Origin of the sequence: Geodermatophilus pulveris (assembly GCF_900188375.1) — a bacterium.
GTDB lineage: Bacteria > Actinomycetota > Actinomycetes > Mycobacteriales > Geodermatophilaceae > Geodermatophilus > Geodermatophilus pulveris.
This window is the reverse complement of the sequence record NZ_FZOO01000008.1, coordinates 52,688-74,420: the sequence shown is the minus strand read 5'-3', so window position 1 is coordinate 74,420 and position 21,733 is coordinate 52,688. Positions and strand designations below refer to the sequence as shown.

The following is a 21,733-nucleotide window of genomic DNA, read 5'->3' as shown; positions in this document are numbered from 1 at the left end:
CCGCCTTCTGACGCCCCCGAGGAGGAGCCCCGTGTCCGGCCTGTACGAGCGCGCGCTGGCCCAGCAGCAGCGGGACGCCCGCCGCCAGCGGTTCCGCGAGCGCCGCGCGCTGCTGCTGGCGCTGCTGTGCGCGAGCACCGTCGTCTTCTTCGTCCTGTTCGTGCGCTGACGATGCGCCGCCGCGTCTGCCCCCGCTGCCTGGAGCCGCTCACCGCGCCGGTGTGGCGCGACGTCACCGGCGCGCCCGCGCGCCCGCCGGTGGAGCGGCGCGGCCGCTGGCAGCGGCTGGTCGACCCGCTGCGCACCGACCCGCCGCCGGCCCCCTCCGCCCGCGACGCCGCCGGCGCGGCCGCGGCCAGCGTGGTGCCGACCTGCCCGCGCGGCCACCGGCTGCCCCCGGAGTACCTGGAGCGGCCGACGCTCGTGGTCGGCCTGGTGGGGCTGACCGGCGCCTCGAAGAGCACCTACCTGACCGTGCTCATCGACCTGCTGCACGAGGGCGCGCTGGCCCCGCTCGGCGTCTCGGTGGAGATGGACGAGGAGAGCGCGGCCCGCTTCGACGACCACCGCTACCGGCTGCTGGTGCAGCGCCAGCAGCTGCCGCTGACCCTGCCGCTGCTCGGCGGCGGCAGCTCGCCGGACCCCTTCATGCTCGTGCTGCGCGGCACCGGCGGCGGGCCCGCGGTGAACCTGGTGTTCTTCGACGCCTCCGGCGAGCAGCTGTACCGCAGCGAGGACATGGGCCAGTACGGCCGCTTCCTGTACGCCGCGTCGTCCCTGCTGGTCGTGCTCTCCCCCGGCGTCTTCCCGCGGCTGCGCCCGGTCGCCGACCCCGGCGAGGACGCCATCGGCCTGGCCCGGCACACCCAGATGGTGGTGAACCTGGCCACCGTGCTGCGCGCCGCCCGCGGCCTGCCGCCCGACGCGCACCTGGACGACGTCGCGACCGCCGTCGTCCTCAGCAAGGCCGACAAGCTGCGCGGCGTGCCGGACTTCCCGGCCGGGACGCTGCGCGACCCCGACCTGCGGGCGGTGCCGCTGGCCTCCTGGTTCGCCGACGTGCGCGCCACCAGCTCGCAGCTGGTCGACTTCCTGGAGGCCAGCGGCGGCTCCAACCTGCTGACGGCGGTGCTGCACCGGCTGCCGCAGCCGACCGTGCACGCGGTGTCGGCGACCGGTGCCGACGCCCGGGACGGCGGCTACCCGCGGATCGCCCCGGTGGGCGTGCTCGACCCGCTGCTGGTGCTGCTGGCCCGCGCCGGCCTGCTGCCCGCCGACGGGCTGGACCCGGAGGAGCAGGACACCGGCCCGCGCCGCGGGTGGTCCTGGTGAGCTCGCGGGCCTGCCCGCAGGCGCTCTACACCTCGGCCAGCCGCACGCTGGAGGGCCCCGGGTTCGGCGTGTACGCGCACTCGGCCGACTGGCCGGCCGAGGTGGGCCGCACCCGCACCGCGCTGGGCGCGCTGGTCGGCTCCGCGCCCGCGGACGGCGAGGCCTACGGGGTGCTCTCCCGCGCGGGCGGCCGGGTCCTGTACCGCACGGTCGCCGCCGCCGCCGACGGCTTCGGCCGGCCGGGCAACTACCTGGTGCACCTGGTGTGGGACGGCAGCGGCCGGCTGGGCCCCCGCGACCTGCTGGCGCTGCGCCGGGGCGGCCGGTTCCTGGACGCGCTGCCCGAGGACTCCTCACCCACCGCCGACCTGCCGCCGCTGCGGGTGGCGCCGGCCGCCCGCCGGCCGCCGGCCCTGGGCCCCGAGGACGTCGACGCCCTCACCCCGGCGCTGGCCGCCCTGCTGGCCGCCCTCGCCGCCGGCTCGGGCGAGTGCGCGCTGCCCGCGCGGACGGCCGCCGGGCGGGACGTGGCCGAGGTGCTGTTCGCCGTCCTGCCGCGCGCGCTGGCCGCCGGGGTGTCGCTGCACGCGGGCCCCCGCCGGGACGACGGCGACACCGCGCCGGTCGTCGTGCGGCTCACCGGCGCATCGGGGCTCCCCCCGCCCGGGCCGCCGGACGCCGAGCGGGCCGCCACGCTGCTCGAGGCCGCCGCCAAGGCCGAGCTGGCGCCGGACGACCTGGCCGACCTGCGCCGGCTGGACACCTGGCTGTTCGCCGGCACCTGGGCGGGGCTGGACGCCGGCCGGCTCACCCCCGACCAGGTGGCGAGCGTGCTGGAGTCCGCGGCGGCGCCGGGCTGGCTGGTCCGCGGGGACAACGCGGGTACCGCGCTGGGCGCCGCCGCGGACAGCGCCGCGGTCGAGGCGGCCCTGCGGGCGGCGGTCGACCGCTGGCCGGCGGTGGCCGGGCTCGTCCGGGGCCGGGTGCTGGCCGCGCTGCTGGACGAGGTGTTCGACGGCGCGGCCGGGCCGGCCGAGGTGGCCGTCGAGGTGGCCGCGATCGGCCCGCGGGACCTGTGCGCGGCGCTGGCCGCCGAGGTGCGCCGCGGCCGCCGGGTGGCCCGCCTGGACCGCGCGGCCGGTCTGCTGGTGGAGCGGGCCCTCGACCTCGGCGTGGACCTGCCGTTGCTCGGCCTGACCGACCAGACCTGGGAGCTGGCGCTGCTGGCCACCCGCTCGCCGGTGGTCGGCGACGCGCTGGTCACCCAGTGGCGGGCGGCCGCGGGGTGGACGGCGGCGCACGGCGCGCTGCTGGGGCACCTGCTGGTCGCCGACCCCGGCTGGCTGGCCCGGCTGGACGGCGCCGTCCCGGCGTCCGCGCTGCCGGCGGCGCTGCGGTGGGCGGCGCTCCGGCTGGACGCGGCCGGGGTGGAGGCGCTGGCCCTCGCGGTGGCGACCGGGCCCCGCGCCGGGCAGGGCTGGGCGCTGCGCGAGGTCGTGTTCGGCTCCGAGCTGCCCGCCGCCGAGGTGGAGCAGGTGCTCGGCCGGCGCCTGGAGCTGCTGCTGGTCGACGACGGCTGGCCCGCGGAGGTGGCCGGGTCCCTCGCGCGCGGTCGCGGCGGGGACTCCCTGCGCCGCCGCTTCCGCCGCGACGGCTGAGCGGCTCGACGGCTGAGTGGCTCGACGGCTGAGTAGCTCCGCGGCCGGGCGCCGGCGACTGCGGCTGCTGGGACAGCAGTGACGGCGCGGCGGCGCCCGGGCGCGGGGCGGTCGCGATGCGGAGCTGCCCGCGTACTGTCGGCGCCGGCCGGCCGCCCAGCTCGGATGGCCGCGGGAGGGAGGGAGGACCCGGCGTGGACACCGCCTGCACCGTCCACCTCGCGGTGGGCAGCGGCAGCCCGGCCGGCGCCGCCTGAGCATGCCGTCAGCCGGGGACGTCCTCCAGGACCGCTACGAGCTCACCTCCTCGATCGCGACCGGGGGCATGGGCGAGGTGTGGCGCGCCCAGGACCGGGTGCTGGGCCGCGCGGTCGCGGTCAAGGTGCTCAAGAGCGAGTACACCGGCGACCCGGTCTTCCTCACCCGCTTCCGCACCGAGGCCCGCCTGTCGGCCGGGCTGAGCCACCCGAACATCGCCGTCCTGCACGACTACGGCGAGGTCGAGCCGGCCGCCCCCGGCGGCGACCGGCTGGTGTACCTGGTGATGGAGCTGGTCGACGGCGAGCCGCTGTCGGCGGTGCTGGCCCGCGAGGGGCGGCTGGTGCCGGGGCGCACGCTGGAGCTGCTCGGCCAGGTCGCCGCCGGGCTGGCCGCGGCGCACGCCGGCGGGGTCGTGCACCGGGACGTGAAGCCGGCCAACCTGCTGGTCCGCCCGGACGGCGTCGTCAAGATCACCGACTTCGGGATCGCCTGGTCGGCGGCCAACGCCACCGTCACCCGCACCGGCCACGTCGTCGGCACCGCCCAGTACCTCGCCCCCGAGCAGGTGCAGGGGCAGAAGGCCACCCCGGCCGCCGACGTCTACGCGTGGGGCACGGTCGCCTACGAGTGCCTGGCCGGGCGCCGCCCCTTCGACGGGCCGGTCGCGGTCGAGGTCGCGCTGCAGCGGCTCACCGAGCAGCCCGCGCCGCTGCCCGCCGACGTCCCCGCGCCGGTGCGCGAGCTGGTGGAGCGGACGCTGGCCACCGACCCGGCGGCGCGCGTCCCCGACGGCGCCGCACTGGTCGCCGCCGTCGCCGGCGCCGCCGCGGGCCACCTGCCCGAGCCGTCCGGCGAGACCGACGACGGGCGGACGGCGACCCGCGTGCTGCCCACCGTCCCCGCGCAGCAGCCGGTCACCCGCACGCTGCCGGTCGCGGCGGCCGCCGACCCGGTCGTCCCCGGCCTCCCCGGCGGCGAGGACACCGACGGCTCCGTGGCCGACGACCGCGGCCGGCTGGGCCGGCTGGCGGTGCCCGTCCTGGTCGGGCTGGTGGCGACCGTGCTGGTCGTCACCGGGCTGGTGCTCGGGTCCCGTGACGTCCCGGCGCCCGCCGCGCCCGCGGCCGCGCCCGCGACGACCAGCGCGCCGCCGTCACCGGCCGCGCCGCGGCCCACCCTGGTGCGGGTGGACCCCGCCGACCACGTCGGGAAGCCGGTGGCCGAGACGCAGGCCTGGCTGACCGGGCTGGACCTGCAGGTGGTGCTGCGCGGCGTCCGGACGACCGACGTGCCGGCTGGGCGGGTGATCGGGGTCGCCCCCGCCGGCGAGCTGGCGGTCGGGACGCCGGTGACCGTCACCCACGCCGTCGCCCCGCCGCCTCCCCCGCCTCCACCGCCGGCGCCCTCCCCGGCACCGGCGTCGCCCACCGAGGCGGCCGGCGGGGACGACGACGATGACGACCGCGGCCGGGGCCGCGGGCGCGGCCGGGACGGCGAGGACGACTGACCCGGGGTCAGGCGGGCGGGGCGTCCCGGCCGGCCTCGCCGGCCGGCGGCGAGGTGGCCTCGACCGCGGTGAACGCCTCGACGATCTCGTAGGTGTGCCGCACGCCGGCCGGCACCACCCAGGAGTCCCCCGGGCCGAGGTCCAGCGTCTGGTCCTCCGCGCGCAGCCGGGCGCGGCCGGAGACGACGTAACCGACCGTCTCGTACTCTCGCGCCGCCTCGGGCTTGCCCTCGCTCTCCGGCTGCTCGTCCCACAGCCGCATGGCCACCCGGTCCCCCGCGGCGAGGTAGCGCTGCCCCATCCGGCCGGTGCTCGCGCCGACCACCTGGACCTTGCCGACCTGTCCGTCCGTCGTCTCGCTCATGGACGACGCCTACCCGCACCCGTGCCCGCCAAGCCTCGGCCGCCCCCGAGTCGACGCGCGTGTCGCAACCGTCCGCTCAGGGGCGACTCCGGTGGACACTGGCCGAGCGGCGAACGACTGGTTAACGTTGTACTCGGTCGAACCACCGGCCCGGGACGTGCACGCAAGCCAGAGGCCGTCCGGCGGTGGGACCGCCGACCCGGCACTCCCCGTCAGGAGGGGTCATGTACCCACGACCGGTGTCGCCGCGCTCGACCGCGCGGTTCCCGCGCCCCCTGCTCCTCTCGATCGACCTGCAGACCGGCCGCGTCACCGTGGCCGGCGAGCTGGACCGGGCGGTCGCCCACCGGCTCGCCGACGCCCTGGACGCCCTGACGCTGACCGGCCACCGCGCCTGGACCGTCGACGCCGCGGCCGTCACCTTCTGCGACGCCGAGGGGCTGCGGGTGCTGGCCGCCGGGTCGCTGCTGGCCGACGCCCGCGGCTGCACGCTGCAGGTGGTCGGCGCGGCGCCGTTCACCGCCCGCCTGCTCCGGCTGGTCGGCATGGGCGCCCTGCTCGACGCCCCGGGACACCGGGCGCCGCTCGGCGTCGGCTGAGCCCACCGCGGCCGGCCGGGGCGGTCCTCCCTCAGGACGAGGTCGTGAGGTCCCGCACCCGGCCGATCAGCTCGCGCTCGCAGGCGTCGAGGAAGCCGTCGGGGTCCGGCCCGGCGTTCTGCAGCACGATGTGGTCGAACCCGGCGTCGACGTAGGGCTGCGCCTGCTGGACGTGCGCGTCGAGGTCCGGGCCGCAGGAGAACTGGCCGCGGATGTCGTCGGGGGTCACCGTCGCGCTGGCCGCGGCGAAGTTGACCGGGTTGGGCAGCTCGCTCATCACCTTCCAGCCGGTCAGCGCCCAGCGGCTGGTCTCCAGCGCCGCCTGCACCGCGGACTCCTCGTCGGGCGCCCAGGCCATCGGCACCTCCGCGTAGCGGGGGCCCGAGCCGCCGGCCCCGGTGTAGGCCTCCACCAGGTCGGCCCGCGGCTCGGTGGCGAACAGCCCGTCGCCGTACTCGGCGGCCAGCGCGGACGCGTTGCGCCCGCCGCTGGCCACCGCGATGACCGGCAGCCGGTCGGGGAGGTCGAAGACGCGGGCGTCCTCCAGCTGCAGGTACTGCCCGTCGTAGGACTGGTAGCCGCCCTGCCACAGCAGCTTGATGATCTCCAGCGCCTCGCGGAGCATCTTGTGCCGGGTGCGCACGGCCGGCCAGCCGGCCCCCACGACGTGCTCGTTGAGCCGCTCGCCGGCGCCGACGCCCAGGGTGAACCGGTTGCCGGACAGGATCTGCACCGTCGCCGCCGCCTGGGCGATGACCGCGGGGTGGTAACGGATCATCGGGCAGGTGACGCCGGTGGCCAGGCCGATCCGCTCGGTCCGCGCGGCCATGGCGCCGAGCAGCGACCAGGTGAAGGCGCTGTGGCCCTGGCTGTCCAGCCACGGGTGGAAGTGGTCGCTGAGCTCGACGAAGTCGAAGCCGGCCGCCTCGGCGCGCACGGTCTGGCGGACGACCTCGTCCGGGGGGAACGCCTCGGTGGCGAGCTTGTAGCCGACCTGCATCGTCGTCGTCCTCCTGTGGGCGTCGGGCGGGTCGGCGGGGGCCTGCCCGGGTGATCACCCGGGGAAACCGGGCACCGGACCGCCGGGTCCGCCCAGCCGGCCGACGACGCCGCGCAGCAGCTCGCCCGAGCGGCGCCGGGCCGCCCGGTGCCCGCGGACGTCGCACGGCGGGGCGGGGTCACGTCTAGGGTCCGGCCATGGCGGAACGGCAGCTCAGGACGGTCCTGGAGGGTGGCGCCTTCTTCGAGGGGCCGCGCTGGCACGACGGCACCTGGTGGGTGTCGGACTTCTACCGGCACACGGTGAGCCGGGTGACCACCGCCGGGGCGGAGACCGTGGTCGTCGAGGTGGAGCAGCAGCCCTCTGGGCTGGGCTGGCTCCCCGACGGGTCCCTGGTCGTCGCCTCGATGAAGGACCACCGCGTGCTGCGGTACGCCGACGGGGCCCTGTCCACGCACGCCGACCTGTCCGCCCACTGCGGCGGGCACCTCAACGACCTGGTGGTGACCGGTGCCGGGCAGGTCTTCGCCGGCGACTTCGGCTTCGACCTGATGGGTGGAGGGGACGCGGCGACGGCGTCGCTGAAGCGGGTCGACCCCGACGGCACGGTGACGGTCGCGGCCGACGGGCTGCAGTTCCCCAACGGCATGGTCCTCACCCCCGACGGCGGCACCCTGCTGGTGGGCGAGACGCTGGGCAACCGGTACACCGCCTTCGACCTGGGCGCGGACGGGTCGCTGACCAACCGGCGGGTGTGGGCGTCCCTGGGGCCGGAGGTCACCGGCCGGACGACCGCGGAGGTGCTCGGCCAGCTGGTCGTCGCGCCCGACGGGTGCACCCTGGACGCCGAGGGCCACGTCTGGGCCGCCGACGGCGTCGGCCGCCGGGTGGTGCGGGTCGCCGAGGGTGGCGCGATCGTCGACGAGGTCGCCGCGCCGGAGGGGCTCGGCGTCTTCGCCTGCATGCTCGGCGGGGACGACGGCCGCACGCTGCTGATGTGCTGCGCCCCGGACTTCTACGAGCACACCCGGGCGCCGGTGCGCGAGGCGGTGCTCGTGGCGACCGACGTCGGCGTCCCGCACGCCGGCCGCCCGTAGCACCGGCCGGGCGGCCCGCGCCGGTCCGGCGCGGGCCCGGGGGCTCAGCCCCGCCCGGTGCCCCGGCCGCTGGCGGCGCCACCGCCCTTCCTGTTCGTGAGGTTCGCGACCAGGTCCTTGATCTTGCGCTGGTTCTGCGGCTTGCGGGCCTCGTCGACGACCTTCTTGGCCAGGCCGGCCTTCATCGCTCCGCTGAACAGTCCCATGGGGTGCCTCCTGTGCTCGTGTGCCGGTCCCCAGGGGTGCCCGGCGGGGCGGGGCCCAACCGGCGCCGGGCGTTGCGATCCGGTGTCGGCCGTCGCCTACGCGGGGTGCAGCACGCGCACCGGGTCGCCCCGGAGGAAGGCGGCGACGTCCTCGACGGCCTCGCCGTAGAAGACCGCGTACGTGTCGCGGGTGACGTAGCCCAGGTGCGGGGTGAGCACGGTGCGCGGGGCACTGCGCAGCGGCGAGTCCGCGGGCAGGGGTTCGCGGTCGTAGACGTCCAGCCCCGCGCCGGCGATGCGGCCCTCGTGCAGCGCGGCGAGCAGGGCGGCCTCGTCGACGACCGGGCCGCGCGAGGTGTTGACCAGGATGGCGGTGGGCCTCATCCGGGCCAGCTCGTCGGGACCGACCAGCCCGCGGGTGCGCTCGGAGAGCACCAGGTGCACGGTGACGACGTCGGCGGTGGCGAACAGCTCGTCCTTGTCCACCCGGCGGACGCCGGCCTCCGCGGCGCGCTCGGCGGTGAGGTTCTGGCTCCAGGCGACCACGTCCATGCCGAAGGCCGCCCCGATCCGCGCCACGCGGGTGCCGAGGCGGCCGAGGCCGACCACGCCGAGGGTGCCGCCGGCGAGGTCGATACCGACGGTGCGCTGCCAGCCGCCGGCCCGCAGCCCGGCGTCCTCCTCGGGGACGTGCCGGGCGACGGCCAGGACCAGCGCCCAGGTGAGCTCGACGGTTCCGGTCGGGTGCGCCCCGGTGCCGCAGACGGTGATGCCGCGGTCGGCGGCCGCGGCGAGGTCGATCGCGGCGTTGCGGGCGCCGGTGGTGACCAGCAGCCGCAGCCCCGGCAGCCGCTGCAGGAGGCTGCGCGGGAACGGGGTGCGCTCGCGCATCGCGATCACGACGTCGAACCCGGCCAGCCGCTCGGCGACGGCGTCCTCGTCGTCGAGGTGGTCGCGGAAGGCGACGACGTCCGCGGCCTCCGGCAGCTGCGACCAGTCGGCGAAGTCGGCGGCGGCGGACTGGAAGTCGTCGAGGACGGCGATGCGCAGCACCGCCCGAGCATGCCGAGGACCCCCGCCCGCGGTGCGGGCGGGGGTGACCGTCAGGGCCGGTGTCCTGCGGTCAGCGCGAGGGGCCGCTGCCGTAGCCGCGGCCGCCGCCCGGCTTCTTGTTCTGGTCGGCCATCTTGGCGATGAACGCCTTGATCTTCGCCTGGTTGTGCGGCTTGCTGGCCTCCTGGACGACCTTCGCCGCGATCCCCGACGCCAGCAGCTTCCTCAACATCCCGGCCATGTCCTCGTCCTCTCGTCGTCCGCGTCCCGACACCGTCCCGTTCCCCGTGCCCGGTGCCGGACCGGTCCAACCACCGGCGCGGTCCGTCATCCGGCCGTCACCTTATGTTCGGACGCTCCGCGGTGCGGCGAAGTTCTCGACACGCCGCTGACCTGCGCCTTTGCTCGGGAGCACGGCCGACCGGGGAGCCGTCCGTGCAGGTCGGCGCGGCGTGTCGCCCTCCCGGGAGGGCGACCCCCCGGAGGGCCCGGCTCGTTTTGTCGGGGCGCGGACCCCGCACCTACCGTTCGCGCCGTCCGTCGGGCCGTTCGCCGCCTCCCTGGTGGCACCCGCCGGACGCCGCCGAACCGCGGGCCGGTCGATGACCGGTGCGCGGACCGGGGACCCACCGCAGCACTGGGGTGAAGCGCGATCCGTCGCGCCGGGCGACTCCCCCGTCCGAACCCGTCAGCTAACCCGGTAGGCGGTCGTGGAGAACAGGAGACCCGTCGTCGATGACGACTGCCCGCACCACCTCGCGCCGCTCGTTCCGCGGCCTCGCCGTCACCGCCATCGCCGGTGCCGGTCTCGTCCTCGCCCCCCTGCCGGCGTCGGCGAACAGCACCGCCCCCTCCGCCGCGGTCGTGACGGCCGCCCCTGTCGCGGCCGCCAGTGGCGCCGCGCAGACCGCCGTCGACACCGCACTCGCCCAGGTGGGGGACCCCTACTCGTGGGGGGCCACCGGCCCCAACGCCTTCGACTGCTCGGGGCTGACCAGCTTCGCGTACAAGGCGGCCGGCGTCTCCATCCCGCGGGTGTCGCGGGACCAGGCGACGTTCGGCACCGCGGTGGCGAAGTCCGACCTGCAGCCCGGTGACCTGGTGTTCTTCTACAGCCCGGTCTCGCACGTCGGCATGTACATCGGCAACGGCCAGATGGTCCACGCCCCGAGCTCCGGCTCGTCGGTGAAGGTCGTCAACGTCGACTCGATGCCGAGCTACTCCGGCGCCCGCCGGGTCGCCTGACCCGACCCCCGGACCGGTCCCGCACGGCCACGACGCCGTGGCCGTGCGGGACCGGCGGGTCGGTCAGCCCCCACCCGGGGCACACGGGTGCGGCAGGTGGTCGGCCGGCTGCAGCGAGAACACCGAGCCGGCGTCCCGCGGCCCGGTGCGCACGAAGAGCAGGGCGTAGCGCTCGTCGAGCAGGACACGGGGGCCTGCTCCGGCGGCCAGCGACAGCAGCCGCCCGCTGTCGTGGTTGCGGTAGCGCCGCAGCTCCGCCCCGCAGGCGAGCGTGACGACGTCCCCCACCGCACCCAGCACGACGACCGGCACCCGCGTCGCGGCGGGGCGGTCGAGGCACCGCCGCAGGCGGGTGGGGTGCACCGCGTGGCCCGCAACGCGGACGGCGCAGCCCTGACGCCCGGCCGGGCGATCGGTCACAGCGCCCTCCCTGCCGTGGTGCCTCTCGGTCAGGCACAGCAGAGCACCGGGACGGGCCCGCGGGGAGAGCTGGAGCACCCGGCCTCCCCCCGTCGCGTGAGGCAGCGCCCCGGTCAGCGGCGGCGGTAGAGCTTGGCCGGCCGGCCGACGTCGAGCTTGCGCGGCGGCTCCGGGGAGGGTTCGAGCAGCCGGACGGCGCGCAGCCGGAAGGCGTCCTCGGTGGAGTCGAAGTGCCCGGCCACCGCGTCGTGCACCACCCACAGCTCGTGCAGCGTGAAGGAGCCGGGCAGCAGCCGGCCGGGGTCGGCGCGCTTCGCGTACTCGGCCCGCCCCTGGGCGACGGCCTCCGCGACGATCTCCGGGTGGTCGAACGGCATCGGCCCGACCTCACCCACCGGCACCAGGCGCAGCCCCCCGTCGGCGGCCTCGACCACCGGCGCCAGCCGGGCGTGCGGCACCCACACCTTGTGCGCCACCGAGAGCACCCGCCCCCGGGTGTCCCGCTCCACCGCGTCGAAGACCCGCAACTGCCGCGGGACGACGTCGTCGCCGAGCCCGGCCTTCTCGCGCAGCGACCGCGCCACCGACCCGGCGAGCAGTTCCCCCTCGTGCAGGAAGGTGCCGAGCAGCGACCACTCGCCCCGCTTGTGCCCGCCCGTGCGGCGGACCTGCAGGACGGCGAGCTCGCCGCGGTCGTCGCCCCGCCCGGTGCGCTCGGGGGGCAGCACGGTGAGGACGGCGGTGTCGACCGCCACCGAGGGCCGCGGGTAGTCCTGCAGCGTCCGCTTGCCCTTCTTGGCCACGACCCCACCCTACCGCATTAATCGAGCACTGCTCGAAATGGTGTGGTATTCTCAAGGCGTGCTGGAGAACTCGGCGACCTCTCGCATCCACCGCTCCTCGCGTGCCGCCGGCGCGCTGGTCGGCTCGGCCGTCGGCGACGCCCTCGGTGCCCCGTTCGAGTTCGGCCCGCCCGGCGCCTTCTCCGCCCGCTTCCCGCGGCCGGCCCGCGGATCCGGCACCGAGATGTGCGGTGGGGGACTCTGGCAGCCCGGCGAGGTCACCGACGACACCCAGATGGCGCTGCTCGTCGCGACCTCGCTGGTCGAGCGCGGCGACCTCGACGAGGCCGACCTGTTCGACCGGTTCCGGACCTGGGCGGCGGCCGACCCCCAGGACGTCGGGAACCAGACCCGCGCCGTCCTCGGCTCCGGCCGGCCGTGGGACGTCGCGGCCGCCGAGCACTTCGCCCGCTCGGGGCGCGCGGCCGGCAACGGGTCGCTGATGCGGACGACACCGGCGGCGATCCGGTTCGCCCGCGAGGGCCGCGAGGCCACCATGGACGCCGCCCGCCGGATCTCCGCGCTCACCCACGGCGACCCGTCGGCCGGCGAGGGCTGCGCGGTGTTCCACGAGCTGGTGCGGGTGGCGCTGGACGGCGGTGACCCGCTCGCGGCGGTCCCCGAGGCGCTGGAGGCGGTGGCCGACGAGCACCGCGCGCGGTGGGCCACCGTGCTGGCGCCGGGCTGGACGCCGGAGCAGGCGACGGAGTCCAACGGGGCGGTGTGGCCGACCCTGGGCCAGGCGGTGTGGGCGCTGCGGCAGGGCGGCGGCGTCGAGGCCGTGCTGCGCCGGGTGGTCGACCTCGGCGGGGACACCGACACCGTCGCCGCGGTCGCCGGCGGGCTGGCCGGGGCGGTGTACGGGATGGGCGGCATCCCGATCCGCTGGGCCTCCGCCGTCCACGGCCGGGTGCCGGGCCACGGCGACCGCGTGTGGCGGCTGGCCGACCTGCAGCAGCTGGCCGCCGCGCTCGACGGCGGCGCGCAGCAGAGCTACGACCCCGGGGTGATCCCGCGGATCGGCCCGCGGGAGGTGCTGCCGGGCATCTGGGCCGGCAACCTCGACGGCGCCCGGTACAGCGAGGAGGACTTCGCGGTCATCTCACTGTGCCGGCTCGGCGAGCCGTTCACCCACCCGCTGCACCGGATGGCCTACATCGCCGACAACGAGGCCAACGCCGACCTCGACGGGATGCTGGCCGACGTCCTCGACGACATGGTCGCGCTGCGGGCCGAGGGCCACCGGCTGCTCGTGCACTGCCACGGCGGGGCGTCGCGCACCGGGCTGGTGCTGCGCGCCTGGCTGGTCCGCCAGGAGGGGATGTCGGTGCAGGAGGCCACCGCCCACGTCGCGCAGCGGTGGGAGCACCTGGGCCTGTGGAACGACAGCTTCACCGCCGCGCTCACCCGCCTCGAGGCGTCCTGCACGGCCGACGACGGAGTGGACGGCGCCGCCGTCCTGCGAGAGGAGGGGAACGGATGACCGCCACGCTGGAGGCCCGCACCACGATGGGCTCGGGGCCCCTGTCCAGCCGCTACGACGAGGCGCTGGCCCACGCCGCTGCACACCACCGGGACCAGCGGCGCAAGGGCTCCGAGGTGCCCTACCTGACGCACCTGATGAGCGTCAGCGCGCTGGTGCTCGAGCACGGCGGCACCGAGGACCAGGGCATCGCCGGCCTGCTGCACGACGCGGTCGAGGACTCGGGGGAGCGCACCGGTGCGGAGGTCCTGGCCGAGATCACGTCGCGGTTCGGGGACGCGGTGGCCGCCATGGTGCTGGCCTGCTCCGACGGCCTGGACGCCGCCGGCAACCGCAGCGGCACCTGGGCCGAGCGCAAGCTCGCCCACGTGGCCGGCCTGTCCGACAAGCCGGCGGACGCGCTCCTGGTGACCGCGGCGGACAAGACGCACAACGCCCGGTGCATCGCCGCCGACGTCCGCCGCTACGGGCCCGGCTTCTGGAAAACCTCCAACGCCGGCACCGACGAGCTGCTCTGGTACTACACGAGCGTGGAGGGGGCGGTCACCGAGCGGCTCGGGGACGCCTCGGTCGTCGACGCCCTGCACCGCGCCGTCGACGAGCTCCTCGCCGCGGCCGGGAGGCGGCGGGAGGACGTCCCACCGGGGCTGCCGGTCCGCGGCTGAGCGGACGATGCAAGTGACAGCCGGTGACCCGGGCTGGCCCCGGCGGGCCGGACCGGGGCCCGTCGTGGCGCTGGGCAAGCTGGTCGCCGACCAGGTGCTGGCGCTGTCCGCGCCGCTGGTGGCCGGCGGGCAACAGCGGGTGGTGCGGACGACGACCGCGGGCGGGGCACCGGCCAACGTGGCCGCGAACCTGGCGCGGCTCGGCGTCCCGGCGCGGCTGGCCGGCTGGGCGGGTGCCGACCCGCTCGCCGACGGGCTGCTCACCGGGCTGGCCGCCCGCGGCGTGGAGGTGGCGGTGGTGCGCCGCGGCCGGGCGCCGCTGTCGACGGTGCTCGTCCACCCCGACGGCGAGCGCACGCTGCTCACCGACCGCGGCGAGGGCGGGTTGGAGCCGGCCGACGTCCGCGCGGCGTGGCTGGCCGCCGCCGCCGTCCTCCACCTGGACGGCTACGACCTGCTGCGCTTCCCGGAGGCGGTGCAGGCCGCGGCGTCACTGGCCCACGCCGAGGGCGTGCCGGTCAGCGTCGACGTCGCCGCGGCCACCCGCATCGAGCGACACGGCACCGGTGCCTACGCCGGGCTGCTGGCCGGGCTGCGCGCCGACGTCCTGTTCTGCAACGCCGCCGAGGCGGAGGTGCTCGGGCTCGGCGGCGAGCTGCCGGGGTGGGCGCCGGAGCTGGTGCTGGTGCACGCGGCGGCGCGCCCGACCCGGGTGACGACCCGCTCGGGGACGGCGGAGATCCCGGTCGGGCCGCTTCTCCGCGGACCGCGCGACACCACCGGCTGCGGGGACGCCTTCGCCGCAGGCGTGCTGGCCGGCTGGCGCGCCGGGGTCCCGGTGCCGGACGCCGTCCTGGCCGGTCACGCGGCGGCCGCCGCGGTCGCCGGTGTGCTCGGTGGCCAGCCGCCGCCCTGACGACCCTGTGGTATCACACATGATACCGTCGTCCTCATGGCCATGACGCTGCGTCTCGACGAGCAGGAGACCGAGGCCCTGCGCCGCAGGGCGGAGCTGGAGGGCCGGTCGATGCAGGAGGTCGCCCGCCAGGCGGTGCGCGACTACATCGAGCGGAACAGCAAGCGAGAGGCACTCGACCGCGTGCTCGACCGGGAACTGCCGCGCTACGCCGACGCACTGGAGCGGCTCGGTCGGTGATTCACCTCGACCTCGACGACCTGCTGCACGTTGCCGGGCGGACGCTCGGGGAGGTCCAGGTCCGCGACATCGGCCTCCTGGACTCGGCTGCGGCGCGACCGCGGTCGACGGTGTTCGGCGAGGACGCCTACCCCTCCCTCCACGCCAAGGCCGCGGCACTCCTGCACTCACTCGCCCGCAACCACCCCCTGGTCGACGGCAACAAGCGGCTGGCGCTGGCGGCCACCATCGCCTTCTACGGCCTCAACGGGATCCGGCTGACCCTGTCGAACGACGAGGCCTACGACCTCGTCATGGCGGTCGCAGCAGGAGAACTCGACGAGGTCGAGCCGATCGCCGAACGCCTCCAGGCTGGCTCAGCGTCCTGGGACTGACGGCCGGTCACGCGGCCAGCAGCCGGTGCACCAGCTGGATGGCGATCGACCCCTCTCCGACGGCCGATGCCACGCGCGGTCGCGGAGCACCAGGCGCTCCAGGCGGCCGGTGCCGCCGCCGTCGACGACCTCGGTCGCCGTCCGGACGCCGATGGTGGACGTCTCCTCGATCTGCCGCACCAGGTAGTGCGACATCCCCGCGGCCAGCGTGTCCGCCCGGACGACGAGCGTCGCGCGCCGGGCGTAGCGGGCCAGGTGCAGGACGGCCTGCCCGGCGGAGTTCGCCCCGCCGACGACGTGGACGTCCTGGCCGGCGGCCAGCGGCGCCTCGGTCGCGGCGGCACCGTAGTGGACACCGGCACCGCGCAGCGCCTCCAGGGACTCGACACCGAGCCGGCGGTAGCTGGCGCCCGTCGCCCGCACGACGGCGTCCGCGACGACGACCCCGCCGGTGTCCAGCCCGACGACGATGCCGTCGCGCTCCCGGGCCAGGGAGGTGGCCCGCTGCACGAACGCGAACCGGGCACCGAAGACCCACGCCTGCTGGTAGGCCCGGCGGGCCGGCTCGCCGCCGCTGACGCCGCGGGGGAAGCCGAGGTAGTTGCGGATCGCCGAGCTCGACGTGGCCTGCCCGCCGAGCCCGCCGGCGTCGATCACCAGCGTGCGCAGCCCCTCGGAGGCGCCGTAGACGGCCGCGGACAGCCCGGCCGGCCCGCCGACGACGACGACGACGACGACGACGACGACGACGACGACGAGGTTGTACCGGCGGCGGTCCGGGGCGACCGCGGTGCCCGACGCCCGGGCGATGTCGACGTCGCTGGGGTCCGCGAGCACCGCGCCGTTCGGCATCACCATGAGCGGGAGCCGCCGCTCACCCGCGTCGGCGAGCAGGGCGCGGCCCTCGACGGACCCGGCCAGGACGAACCGGTGCGGCATGGCGCAGCGCTGCAGGACGGCGCGCAGCTCGTCGGCCCGGCCCGACGAGGCCTGGTGGAACTGCTCGTCCGGCGGCGCGGCCGGCCGCAGCGCGACGTGGTCCATCCGCCCGCCGGCGATCGCCTCGAAGATCGCGTCGCCGGTCGCCGGTCGCCGGTCGCCGGTCGCCGGTCGCCGGTCGCCGAGTCGCCGTAGCGGCCGTACCCGATGAGCAGCACGCGCTGGGCCTGCGGGAACAGGCCCCGCACCTCGGCCAGCAGGGAGGTGCCGGGAGCGCCGTCGAGCACCTCGCCGGCGAGGACGAGGGCGACCTGCTCGCCGGCCGCCGCGAGCTCCGCCAGGATGCCGAGCGCCTCGCGCGGCGAGGCCAGGCAGCAGACCCGGTAGTCGCGCTCGTACCGGGCCCGCAGCTCCCGTTCGACGTCCCGCAGCAGGTCCGCGTGGTCGTCGACCGCGACCAGCACCGGGGCGCTCATGCCGGCCGCCCGGGGCGCCGGGTCGCGTCCGCACGCATGCACCGGACGCCAGGAACGGCCGGTGCCCGGCACCAGGGCCGTTGGGACCGGTGCGCAGCGGGGGTAGGGAGGGCGCGTGGCCCCGACCGGTGAGCGTCCGATCCTCCTGCTGGACGTCGACGGCGTGCTCAACGCCGCGCGCACGGACCTGCCCGACGGCTGGGAGCGGGGCCGCTTCAACGGCTACGTGCTGACCTGGGACCCCACGGTCACCGCCCGGCTGCGCGCGCTGCACGAGTCCGGCCGGGTGGAGATCCAGTGGCTGACCACCTGGACGACGGACGCCGACCGGCTGCTGGCCGAACCGATGGGCCTCCCCCGCGGGCTGGTGACCCACGGCCGGGACGACGCCGCCCCGACCGGGTTCGCCGGGTCGCTCGGCGGGCGGGCCGGCTGGTGGAAGCTCACCGCCGCCCGCGCGGTCGTCGAGGCCGAGCCGGACCGGCGGGTGGTCTGGGTCGACGACGACCTGGCCGAGCAGGCGGCCGACACCGGGGAGTGGCTGGCGGCGAACCGGCACGTGCTGGTGGTCGCCCCCGACCTGCGCCTCGGCCTGACCCACGAGCAGCTGGACGAGGTCGAGGCCTGGCTCTGACCCCGCTTGACCGGAGTCGGTTGGACATCCAAACTGACCGCCGTGGAGACCGCCGGTGGGCCCGTGCGGGTGGCGGACCTGCCCGGGCGCCCCTGCTCCCTCGCCGCCGCCCTGCAGCTGGTCGGCGAGCGGTGGGCGCTGCTCGCCGTCCGCGAGGTGGCGCTGGGCAACCACCGCTTCAGCGACATCGCCCGCGGCACCGGTGCCCCGCGCGACCGGCTGTCCGCGCGGCTCACGGCCCTCGTCGCGGCCGGGGTGCTGGAACGGCGTCCGTACGCCACCGCTCCCCCGCGCTCGGGCTACCACCTCACGGCGGCCGGCCGGGACCTCGTGCCGGTGCTGCAGGCGCTGCTGCTGTGGGGCGAGCGCTGGGCCGCCGACCGGCCGGCGGTGCGGCTGCACCACGAGACGGCCGGCCACGGCGACCACCCGGTCGACGGCACCTGGACCTGCCGGACCTGCGGCGAGCCGCTGGCCGGCGCCCGCCCCACCCTGACCCCGGCCGGCCGGACGCTGCTCGGCCTGCCACCCGAGGAGGACCCGCGATGACCGACCGAACCGCCGACCTGGTGACGCCGCAGGAGAGCTGGGGGGCCAGCCGGTCGCGCAGCGTCGAGTGGTACGACCCGATGGTCACCGCGGCCGGCGCGGCCGGGCTGAGCGGGCTGGACGCGATGCGCGCCATCCGCGACGGGCGGCTGCCCCCGCCGCCGATCGCCTCGCTGCTGCGCATGTCGGTGCACGCGATCGAGGAGGGCATGGTCGAGTTCGGCTGCGCGGTCGACGAGTCGGTCTACAACCCAATCGGCGTGGTGCACGGCGGCCTGGTGTGCACGCTGCTGGACACCGTGGTCGGCTGCGCCGTGCACACGACGCTGCCGCAGGGCGTCGGGTACACCTCCATCGAGCTGAAGGTGAACTACCTGCGCGCCGTCCGGGCGACCAGCGGGCCGCTGCGCGCGGTCGGCCGGGTGGTCAAGCCCGGCAGCCGGGTCGCCTTCGCCGAGGGCGAGGTCACCGATGCCGCCGGGCGGGCGGTCGCCACCGCGTCGGGCTCGCTGCTGGTCTTCCCCCTGCCGTCCTGAGCCGCGCTCACCGGACGACGGTGGCCATCTCCACCAGCCGGCACAGCGCGTTGACCTGGCGCAGCTGCTCCGGCGTCCGGACGGCGGCGTCGAGCAGCTCCTCGCTGAGCACCACGACGGCCAGCGCCTTGGCCCGGGACACCGCCACGTTGAGCCGGTGCAGGTCGTAGAGGAAGGGGACCCCGCGGGGCGCGTCCTCCGCCGACGTCGACGTCATCGAGTAGACGACGACCGGCGCCTCCTGTCCCTGGAAGCGGTCCACGGTGCCTACCCGGGCGTGCGGCAACAGCGTGCGGATGGCGCCGACCTGGCTGTTGTACGGCGCGACCACCAGCACGTCGTCCGGGCCGATGGGCCGCTCGCGACCGTCCGCATCGGTCCAGGCGGCCCCCTGCAGCGACCGCCACAGGCCGGCCACCGCCGCGGCCTCGTCGTCGGAGACGGCCGCCGCCGGGCGGGTGTGCGCGACGAAGCGGACGGCGAGCCCGCTGGCCCAGCCGTCGAGGGCGATCCGCTCGCGGCCGGCCGCGGACTCCAGCCGCCCCTCGTAGGCCAGGTCGGACACGAACGCGGTGAGCGCCGGGTGCATCCGGTAGGTGCGGTCGAGGAAGACGCCGCGGTCCTCCGGCACGGTGGCGTGCCCCTGGAGCAGGTGCTCCAGCGCGGACAGCCCGGACTCCCCCGGGTGCACCGCCTGGGTCGGCTGGGCCAGCTGCTGCGGGTCGCCGAGCAGCACCAGCGAGCGGGCCGACCGGGCGACGGCGACCGCGTTGGCCAGCGAGAACTGCCCGGCCTCGTCGACGACCAGCACGTCGACGGCCTGGGCCAGGTCCGGGCGGGCCCAGAACCACGAGGTGCCGCCGACGAGGGTCGCCGTCCCGTCGAGCAGCTGGGCGGCGACGTCGTTGCCGTCCCTGGACCAGGCCACCCCGGGCGCGCCGCAGGCCTGGTGCCCGTCGCACTTCTGCAGCGCCGGGCGCTCCACGGCGCGCAGCACGTTGCCGATGACGGCGTGGGACGTCGCGGTGACGCCGACCTTCTTCCCGGCGTCCAGCAGCGCGCGGATCAGCCGAGCCGCGGCCCGCGTCTTGCCGCTGCCCGGCGGGCCCTGCACGGCGAGCACCTGGCCGTCCAGCGCCCGGCCGAGCCGCACGACGGCGTCCCCGGCCTCCTCGCCCGGCAGCCGCCGGGTGTCCGGCGGGACCACGCGGTCCAGCAGCGCCTGGCCGAGGCACGGCCGGCCGGCGAGGACGTCGTCCGCGGTCGCGGCGATGGCCTCCCGCAGCGGCCGGTCGTCGATCGGCCCCTCGGGGCCCAGCCCGCGGGCGGCCGCCGGCGGCTTGGCGGCCTTGACCACCATCCGCCCGCCCGCGGCGTCGAGCTCGCGCACCTCGCCGACGCGCACGCGGGTGTCGACGTCGACGGCGCGGGAGCCGACGGAGAGCTTGGTGTCCTGCGGCGGGAACCAGAACTCGTAGAGCTTGCTGCGCTTGTCGCTGCCGATCTCGAAGCCGCCGGTGACGCCGCCGAGGGCGGTGCGGTCCTCGACGAGCTGCTCGTCCTCCAGGTCGGCGCGGGCGTAGAACTCCCACCAGCCGGGGCGGGCCTCGCGGCGGTGCCACTGCACGAGGTCGCCGAGCAGCGGGTGGCCGGCGTCGCGGAGCCGCTCGACGAGGGCGGACTCGGCGGCCTCGGCGTCCGACCCCGGCGCCGGGGCGGTGGCCTCGGGGGCCGCCGGGCGGGGCAGCACGCCGTACTGGGCGGCCAGCTCGGTGCGCTGGGTCTCCAGCCAGTCGTGCAGCTCGCGGGTGGAGTCGACGTCGTCGCGGTTGTAGTCCTCGATGGCGCGCAACCGGGCCGGGTCGCGGTCGGCCAGCCACTTCTCGTACTCGACGACGCTGCCCATCGCGTCGGCGACCTCGCCGGTGTGCTCGCGGCCGTAGAAGGCCTCGACCTTCTTGATCGAGTAGGACTCCCCGCTGATCCGCATCCCCTGGCGGACGACGGGCAGCAGGTCGACGAACCGGCCGGCGCGCAGCAGCTGGTCGAGCTCGGCCTCGCGGACGCCGTACCGCCCGGTGAGCCGCTTGAGCGCGCTGACCTCGTAGGCGGCGTAGTGGTAGACGTGCATGCCGGGGTCGTCCCGCCAGGCCTGCACGAGCCGGTCGACGAGATCGGCGACCATGCGGCGCTCCTCGGCGGCGTCATGCGCCCACAGGGCGGTGAACCGGCCGGTGCGGTCGCCGAGGCCGGCCAGGTACTCCAGCCCCTGGCCGTCGCCGGCCAGCGGGTCGCCCTCGAAGTCGAGGTAGCGGTCGCCGGGGCTGGGCTCGGGCAGCCGCAGCAGCCCCTGGGCGAGCAGGGGTGGCAGCAGCGTGCGGGTGGGCCGCTCGGCCTGCCGGCCGCGCAGCTGCTCGCGGGCCTGGTCGCGCAGCCGGGTGCGGGCGGCCCGGCCGAGGCCCGCGTCCTTGAGGGCGGTGTCGGAGGCCTCGGCGAGCGCGGTGAGGGTGGCGATCCCGGCGCCGCGGAGGGCGGCGCGCTGGTCGCGGCGCATGCCGGCGACCAGGCTCAGGTCGTCGCCGGCCCGGAGCTCGGCGGAGCAGCGCGGCGCCCAGGTGCACTGGTCGCAGTGGCCGATCGGGACCGGCGCGGTCGGCGGCACGCCGGCGACGAACACCTCGAGGCGGCCGCGGGCGCGGCGGGCGTAGGCGGCGACGTCCACCAGCCGCCACGGCCGCTGCGCGCCGTCCCCGGTGACGACGTGGATGCGCCGCGGCTGGAGGTGCTGCAGCGTGGCGAGCCGGTCGGCGTAGGTGGCCATCTGCAGCAGCGCGGGGACCTTGACCCGGCGGGCGAGCTTGGCGTCGGCGACCTCGTAGGACCAGGGGCCGAGCACCGACGGCGTCGGGGTCTTGAGCAGGAAGTCGGCCTGCCCGCCCCACCGGCCGTCGAACAGCGTGGCCTGGTGGACGACGTCGACGCCGGCGCGCATCGCCTCGACCGTCGCCGTCTCGTCGCGGCTGCCCTGCAGGCGGGCCACGCTGAGGCCCTGCTGCTCCAGGTACTCCAGGTAGGACAGCTCGTGGGCGATGCCGAGGTCGGCGACGAGCACCGTCTGGTCGCTCACCCCCTCGGCGGGGGGCTGCAGCCGGCCGTCGGCGACGGCGAGGTTGAGCGCGGTGAGGTGGGTGCACTCCTGGTGGCGGGTCAGGTCGCTGGGGCTGAGGACCAGCCGGCCGTCGAGGCGGTACACGGCGTCAGGCCCGGTCGAGCAGGGTCGAGTGCGGCAAACGTTCCCCCGGAGTGCTGCGTGCAGAGCCATGTGCAGGCTGTCACG

General features: G+C 76.8%; 24 protein-coding genes and 1 riboswitch. Of the genes, 15 read left to right on the top strand and 9 right to left on the bottom strand.

Annotated features, from left to right (window positions below):
* Window positions 1-31: 31 nt before the first annotated feature.
* The 4 genes from CHB98_RS21765 to CHB98_RS22085 all read left to right on the top strand — a co-directional run bounded on the left by CHB98_RS21765 (window position 32) and on the right by CHB98_RS22085 (window position 4,758).
* Complete coding sequence (locus CHB98_RS21765) at window positions 32-169, top strand: hypothetical protein (protein ID WP_179224578.1); 138 nt, start codon at window positions 32-34, stop codon at window positions 167-169.
* A 2-nt stretch (window positions 170-171) separates the two neighbouring features.
* On the top strand, window positions 172-1,332 hold the full coding sequence (locus CHB98_RS15935; protein WP_089306582.1) for a TRAFAC clade GTPase domain-containing protein: 1,161 nt from the start codon (window positions 172-174) through the stop codon (window positions 1,330-1,332).
* Complete coding sequence (locus CHB98_RS15930) at window positions 1,329-2,990, top strand: GAP1-N2 domain-containing protein (RefSeq protein ID WP_143425114.1); 1,662 nt, start codon at window positions 1,329-1,331, stop codon at window positions 2,988-2,990. The genes CHB98_RS15935 and CHB98_RS15930 overlap by 4 nt, the downstream gene beginning before the upstream one ends.
* A gap of 259 nt (window positions 2,991-3,249) precedes the next feature.
* Window positions 3,250-4,758, top strand: a complete 1,509-nt coding sequence (locus tag CHB98_RS22085) for a serine/threonine protein kinase (RefSeq protein WP_089306580.1) — start codon at window positions 3,250-3,252, stop codon at window positions 4,756-4,758.
* Window positions 4,759-4,765: 7 nt separating this feature from the next.
* Here CHB98_RS22085 and CHB98_RS15920 read toward each other — a convergent pair whose 3' ends face one another.
* The gene (locus CHB98_RS15920) at window positions 4,766-5,122 is read right to left on the bottom strand and encodes a cupin domain-containing protein (RefSeq protein WP_089306579.1); all 357 of its coding nucleotides are present in this window, start codon (window positions 5,120-5,122) and stop codon (window positions 4,766-4,768) included.
* 224 nt (window positions 5,123-5,346) lie between these two features.
* On the opposite strand from CHB98_RS15920, the gene CHB98_RS15915 reads away from it, so the two are divergent.
* Window positions 5,347-5,721 carry an STAS domain-containing protein gene (locus CHB98_RS15915; RefSeq protein WP_089306578.1) on the top strand — a complete coding sequence of 125 codons (375 nt, stop codon included), beginning with the start codon at window positions 5,347-5,349 and terminating at the stop codon, window positions 5,719-5,721.
* 31 nt (window positions 5,722-5,752) lie between these two features.
* On the opposite strand, the gene CHB98_RS15910 is transcribed toward CHB98_RS15915, so the two are convergent.
* Entirely contained in the window at window positions 5,753-6,721 is a 969-nt protein-coding gene (locus CHB98_RS15910; RefSeq protein ID WP_089306577.1) for a TIGR03557 family F420-dependent LLM class oxidoreductase, read from the bottom strand.
* A 197-nt stretch (window positions 6,722-6,918) separates the two neighbouring features.
* Here CHB98_RS15910 and CHB98_RS15905 point away from each other — a divergent pair, with 197 nt between their 5' ends.
* Window positions 6,919-7,818: an SMP-30/gluconolactonase/LRE family protein gene (locus CHB98_RS15905; RefSeq protein WP_089306576.1), complete on the top strand. Its 900-nt coding sequence runs from the start codon at window positions 6,919-6,921 to the stop codon at window positions 7,816-7,818.
* Between the two features lie 44 nt (window positions 7,819-7,862).
* Here CHB98_RS15905 and CHB98_RS21760 read toward each other — a convergent pair whose 3' ends face one another.
* The 3 genes from CHB98_RS21760 to CHB98_RS21755 form a co-directional block, all read right to left on the bottom strand.
* Window positions 7,863-8,024: a hypothetical protein gene (locus CHB98_RS21760; RefSeq protein ID WP_179224576.1), complete on the bottom strand. Its 162-nt coding sequence runs from the start codon at window positions 8,022-8,024 to the stop codon at window positions 7,863-7,865.
* A gap of 96 nt (window positions 8,025-8,120) precedes the next feature.
* Complete coding sequence (locus CHB98_RS15900) at window positions 8,121-9,077, bottom strand: D-2-hydroxyacid dehydrogenase family protein (RefSeq protein WP_218822391.1); 957 nt, start codon at window positions 9,075-9,077, stop codon at window positions 8,121-8,123.
* A gap of 70 nt (window positions 9,078-9,147) precedes the next feature.
* Window positions 9,148-9,318 (bottom strand): hypothetical protein, encoded by a 171-nt coding sequence (locus CHB98_RS21755; protein ID WP_179224574.1) that lies wholly within the window; start codon window positions 9,316-9,318, stop codon window positions 9,148-9,150.
* Window positions 9,319-9,648: 330 nt separating this feature from the next.
* A riboswitch (cyclic di-AMP (ydaO/yuaA leader) is annotated at window positions 9,649-9,800 on the top strand.
* A gap of 12 nt (window positions 9,801-9,812) precedes the next feature.
* On the opposite strand from CHB98_RS21755, the gene CHB98_RS15895 reads away from it, so the two are divergent.
* The gene (locus CHB98_RS15895; protein ID WP_089306575.1) at window positions 9,813-10,322 is read left to right on the top strand and encodes a C40 family peptidase; all 510 of its coding nucleotides are present in this window, start codon (window positions 9,813-9,815) and stop codon (window positions 10,320-10,322) included.
* 63 nt (window positions 10,323-10,385) lie between these two features.
* On the opposite strand, the gene CHB98_RS15890 is transcribed toward CHB98_RS15895, so the two are convergent.
* Both CHB98_RS15890 and CHB98_RS15885 read right to left on the bottom strand, forming a co-directional pair.
* Window positions 10,386-10,742 (bottom strand): hypothetical protein, encoded by a 357-nt coding sequence (locus tag CHB98_RS15890; protein WP_143425113.1) that lies wholly within the window; start codon window positions 10,740-10,742, stop codon window positions 10,386-10,388.
* A 113-nt stretch (window positions 10,743-10,855) separates the two neighbouring features.
* Window positions 10,856-11,545 carry an NUDIX domain-containing protein gene (locus CHB98_RS15885; protein ID WP_089306573.1) on the bottom strand — a complete coding sequence of 230 codons (690 nt, stop codon included), beginning with the start codon at window positions 11,543-11,545 and terminating at the stop codon, window positions 10,856-10,858.
* On the opposite strand from CHB98_RS15885, the gene CHB98_RS15880 reads away from it, so the two are divergent.
* From CHB98_RS15880 to CHB98_RS15860, 5 genes are all read left to right on the top strand, one after another.
* Window positions 11,538-13,067, top strand: a complete 1,530-nt coding sequence (locus CHB98_RS15880; RefSeq protein WP_245821225.1) for an ADP-ribosylglycohydrolase family protein — start codon at window positions 11,538-11,540, stop codon at window positions 13,065-13,067. The two genes, CHB98_RS15885 and CHB98_RS15880, sit on opposite strands and share 8 nt — an antisense overlap.
* The gene (locus CHB98_RS15875; protein ID WP_089306571.1) at window positions 13,064-13,732 is read left to right on the top strand and encodes an HD domain-containing protein; all 669 of its coding nucleotides are present in this window, start codon (window positions 13,064-13,066) and stop codon (window positions 13,730-13,732) included. Before CHB98_RS15880 ends, CHB98_RS15875 begins: the two co-directional genes overlap by 4 nt.
* Window positions 13,733-13,796: 64 nt before the next feature.
* Window positions 13,797-14,648: a carbohydrate kinase family protein gene (locus CHB98_RS15870; RefSeq protein ID WP_179224572.1), complete on the top strand. Its 852-nt coding sequence runs from the start codon at window positions 13,797-13,799 to the stop codon at window positions 14,646-14,648.
* 36 nt (window positions 14,649-14,684) lie between these two features.
* Window positions 14,685-14,888, top strand: coding sequence for a DUF6290 family protein (locus CHB98_RS15865; protein WP_179224570.1), 204 nt, complete (start codon window positions 14,685-14,687; stop codon window positions 14,886-14,888).
* On the top strand, window positions 14,885-15,262 hold the full coding sequence (locus tag CHB98_RS15860; protein WP_089306569.1) for a type II toxin-antitoxin system death-on-curing family toxin: 378 nt from the start codon (window positions 14,885-14,887) through the stop codon (window positions 15,260-15,262). The genes CHB98_RS15865 and CHB98_RS15860 overlap by 4 nt, the downstream gene beginning before the upstream one ends.
* Here CHB98_RS15860 and CHB98_RS15855 read toward each other — a convergent pair.
* Entirely contained in the window at window positions 15,245-16,306 is a 1,062-nt protein-coding gene (locus CHB98_RS15855; protein WP_218822390.1) for an NAD(P)/FAD-dependent oxidoreductase, read from the bottom strand. The two genes, CHB98_RS15860 and CHB98_RS15855, sit on opposite strands and share 18 nt — an antisense overlap.
* 486 nt (window positions 16,307-16,792) lie before the next feature.
* Here CHB98_RS15855 and CHB98_RS15850 point away from each other — a divergent pair, with 486 nt between their 5' ends.
* From CHB98_RS15850 to CHB98_RS15840, 3 genes are read left to right on the top strand one after another with little or no spacing between them, the layout of a single operon-like run.
* Window positions 16,793-17,311 (top strand): HAD domain-containing protein, encoded by a 519-nt coding sequence (locus CHB98_RS15850; protein ID WP_089306568.1) that lies wholly within the window; start codon window positions 16,793-16,795, stop codon window positions 17,309-17,311.
* A gap of 42 nt (window positions 17,312-17,353) precedes the next feature.
* Complete coding sequence (locus CHB98_RS15845) at window positions 17,354-17,860, top strand: winged helix-turn-helix transcriptional regulator (RefSeq protein ID WP_245821223.1); 507 nt, start codon at window positions 17,354-17,356, stop codon at window positions 17,858-17,860.
* Window positions 17,857-18,396, top strand: a complete 540-nt coding sequence (locus CHB98_RS15840) for a PaaI family thioesterase (RefSeq protein ID WP_089306567.1) — start codon at window positions 17,857-17,859, stop codon at window positions 18,394-18,396. The genes CHB98_RS15845 and CHB98_RS15840 overlap by 4 nt, the downstream gene beginning before the upstream one ends.
* A gap of 7 nt (window positions 18,397-18,403) precedes the next feature.
* Here CHB98_RS15840 and CHB98_RS15835 read toward each other — a convergent pair whose 3' ends face one another.
* Window positions 18,404-21,649 (bottom strand): TM0106 family RecB-like putative nuclease, encoded by a 3,246-nt coding sequence (locus CHB98_RS15835; RefSeq protein WP_089306566.1) that lies wholly within the window; start codon window positions 21,647-21,649, stop codon window positions 18,404-18,406.
* Window positions 21,650-21,733: the final 84 nt, after the last annotated feature.

What these genes read in the sequence shown, in the direction of transcription:
- CHB98_RS15910 (WP_089306577.1), bottom strand. Translation starts at nt 6,721, where the DNA reads ATGCAGGTCGGCTACAAGCTCGCCACCGAGGCGTTCCCCCCGGACGAG.
- CHB98_RS15935 (WP_089306582.1), top strand. Translation starts at nt 172, where the DNA reads ATGCGCCGCCGCGTCTGCCCCCGCTGCCTGGAGCCGCTCACCGCGCCG.
- CHB98_RS22085 (WP_089306580.1), top strand. Translation starts at nt 3,250, where the DNA reads ATGCCGTCAGCCGGGGACGTCCTCCAGGACCGCTACGAGCTCACCTCC.
- CHB98_RS15905 (WP_089306576.1), top strand. Translation starts at nt 6,919, where the DNA reads ATGGCGGAACGGCAGCTCAGGACGGTCCTGGAGGGTGGCGCCTTCTTC.
- CHB98_RS15865 (WP_179224570.1), top strand. Translation starts at nt 14,685, where the DNA reads ATGGCCATGACGCTGCGTCTCGACGAGCAGGAGACCGAGGCCCTGCGC.
- CHB98_RS15915 (WP_089306578.1), top strand. Translation starts at nt 5,347, where the DNA reads ATGTACCCACGACCGGTGTCGCCGCGCTCGACCGCGCGGTTCCCGCGC.
- CHB98_RS21755 (WP_179224574.1), bottom strand. Translation starts at nt 9,318, where the DNA reads ATGGCCGGGATGTTGAGGAAGCTGCTGGCGTCGGGGATCGCGGCGAAG.
- CHB98_RS15895 (WP_089306575.1), top strand. Translation starts at nt 9,813, where the DNA reads ATGACGACTGCCCGCACCACCTCGCGCCGCTCGTTCCGCGGCCTCGCC.
- CHB98_RS15875 (WP_089306571.1), top strand. Translation starts at nt 13,064, where the DNA reads ATGACCGCCACGCTGGAGGCCCGCACCACGATGGGCTCGGGGCCCCTG.
- CHB98_RS15840 (WP_089306567.1), top strand. Translation starts at nt 17,857, where the DNA reads ATGACCGACCGAACCGCCGACCTGGTGACGCCGCAGGAGAGCTGGGGG.
- CHB98_RS15855 (WP_218822390.1), bottom strand. Translation starts at nt 16,306, where the DNA reads ATGGACCACGTCGCGCTGCGGCCGGCCGCGCCGCCGGACGAGCAGTTC.
- CHB98_RS15920 (WP_089306579.1), bottom strand. Translation starts at nt 5,122, where the DNA reads ATGAGCGAGACGACGGACGGACAGGTCGGCAAGGTCCAGGTGGTCGGC.
- CHB98_RS21760 (WP_179224576.1), bottom strand. Translation starts at nt 8,024, where the DNA reads ATGGGACTGTTCAGCGGAGCGATGAAGGCCGGCCTGGCCAAGAAGGTC.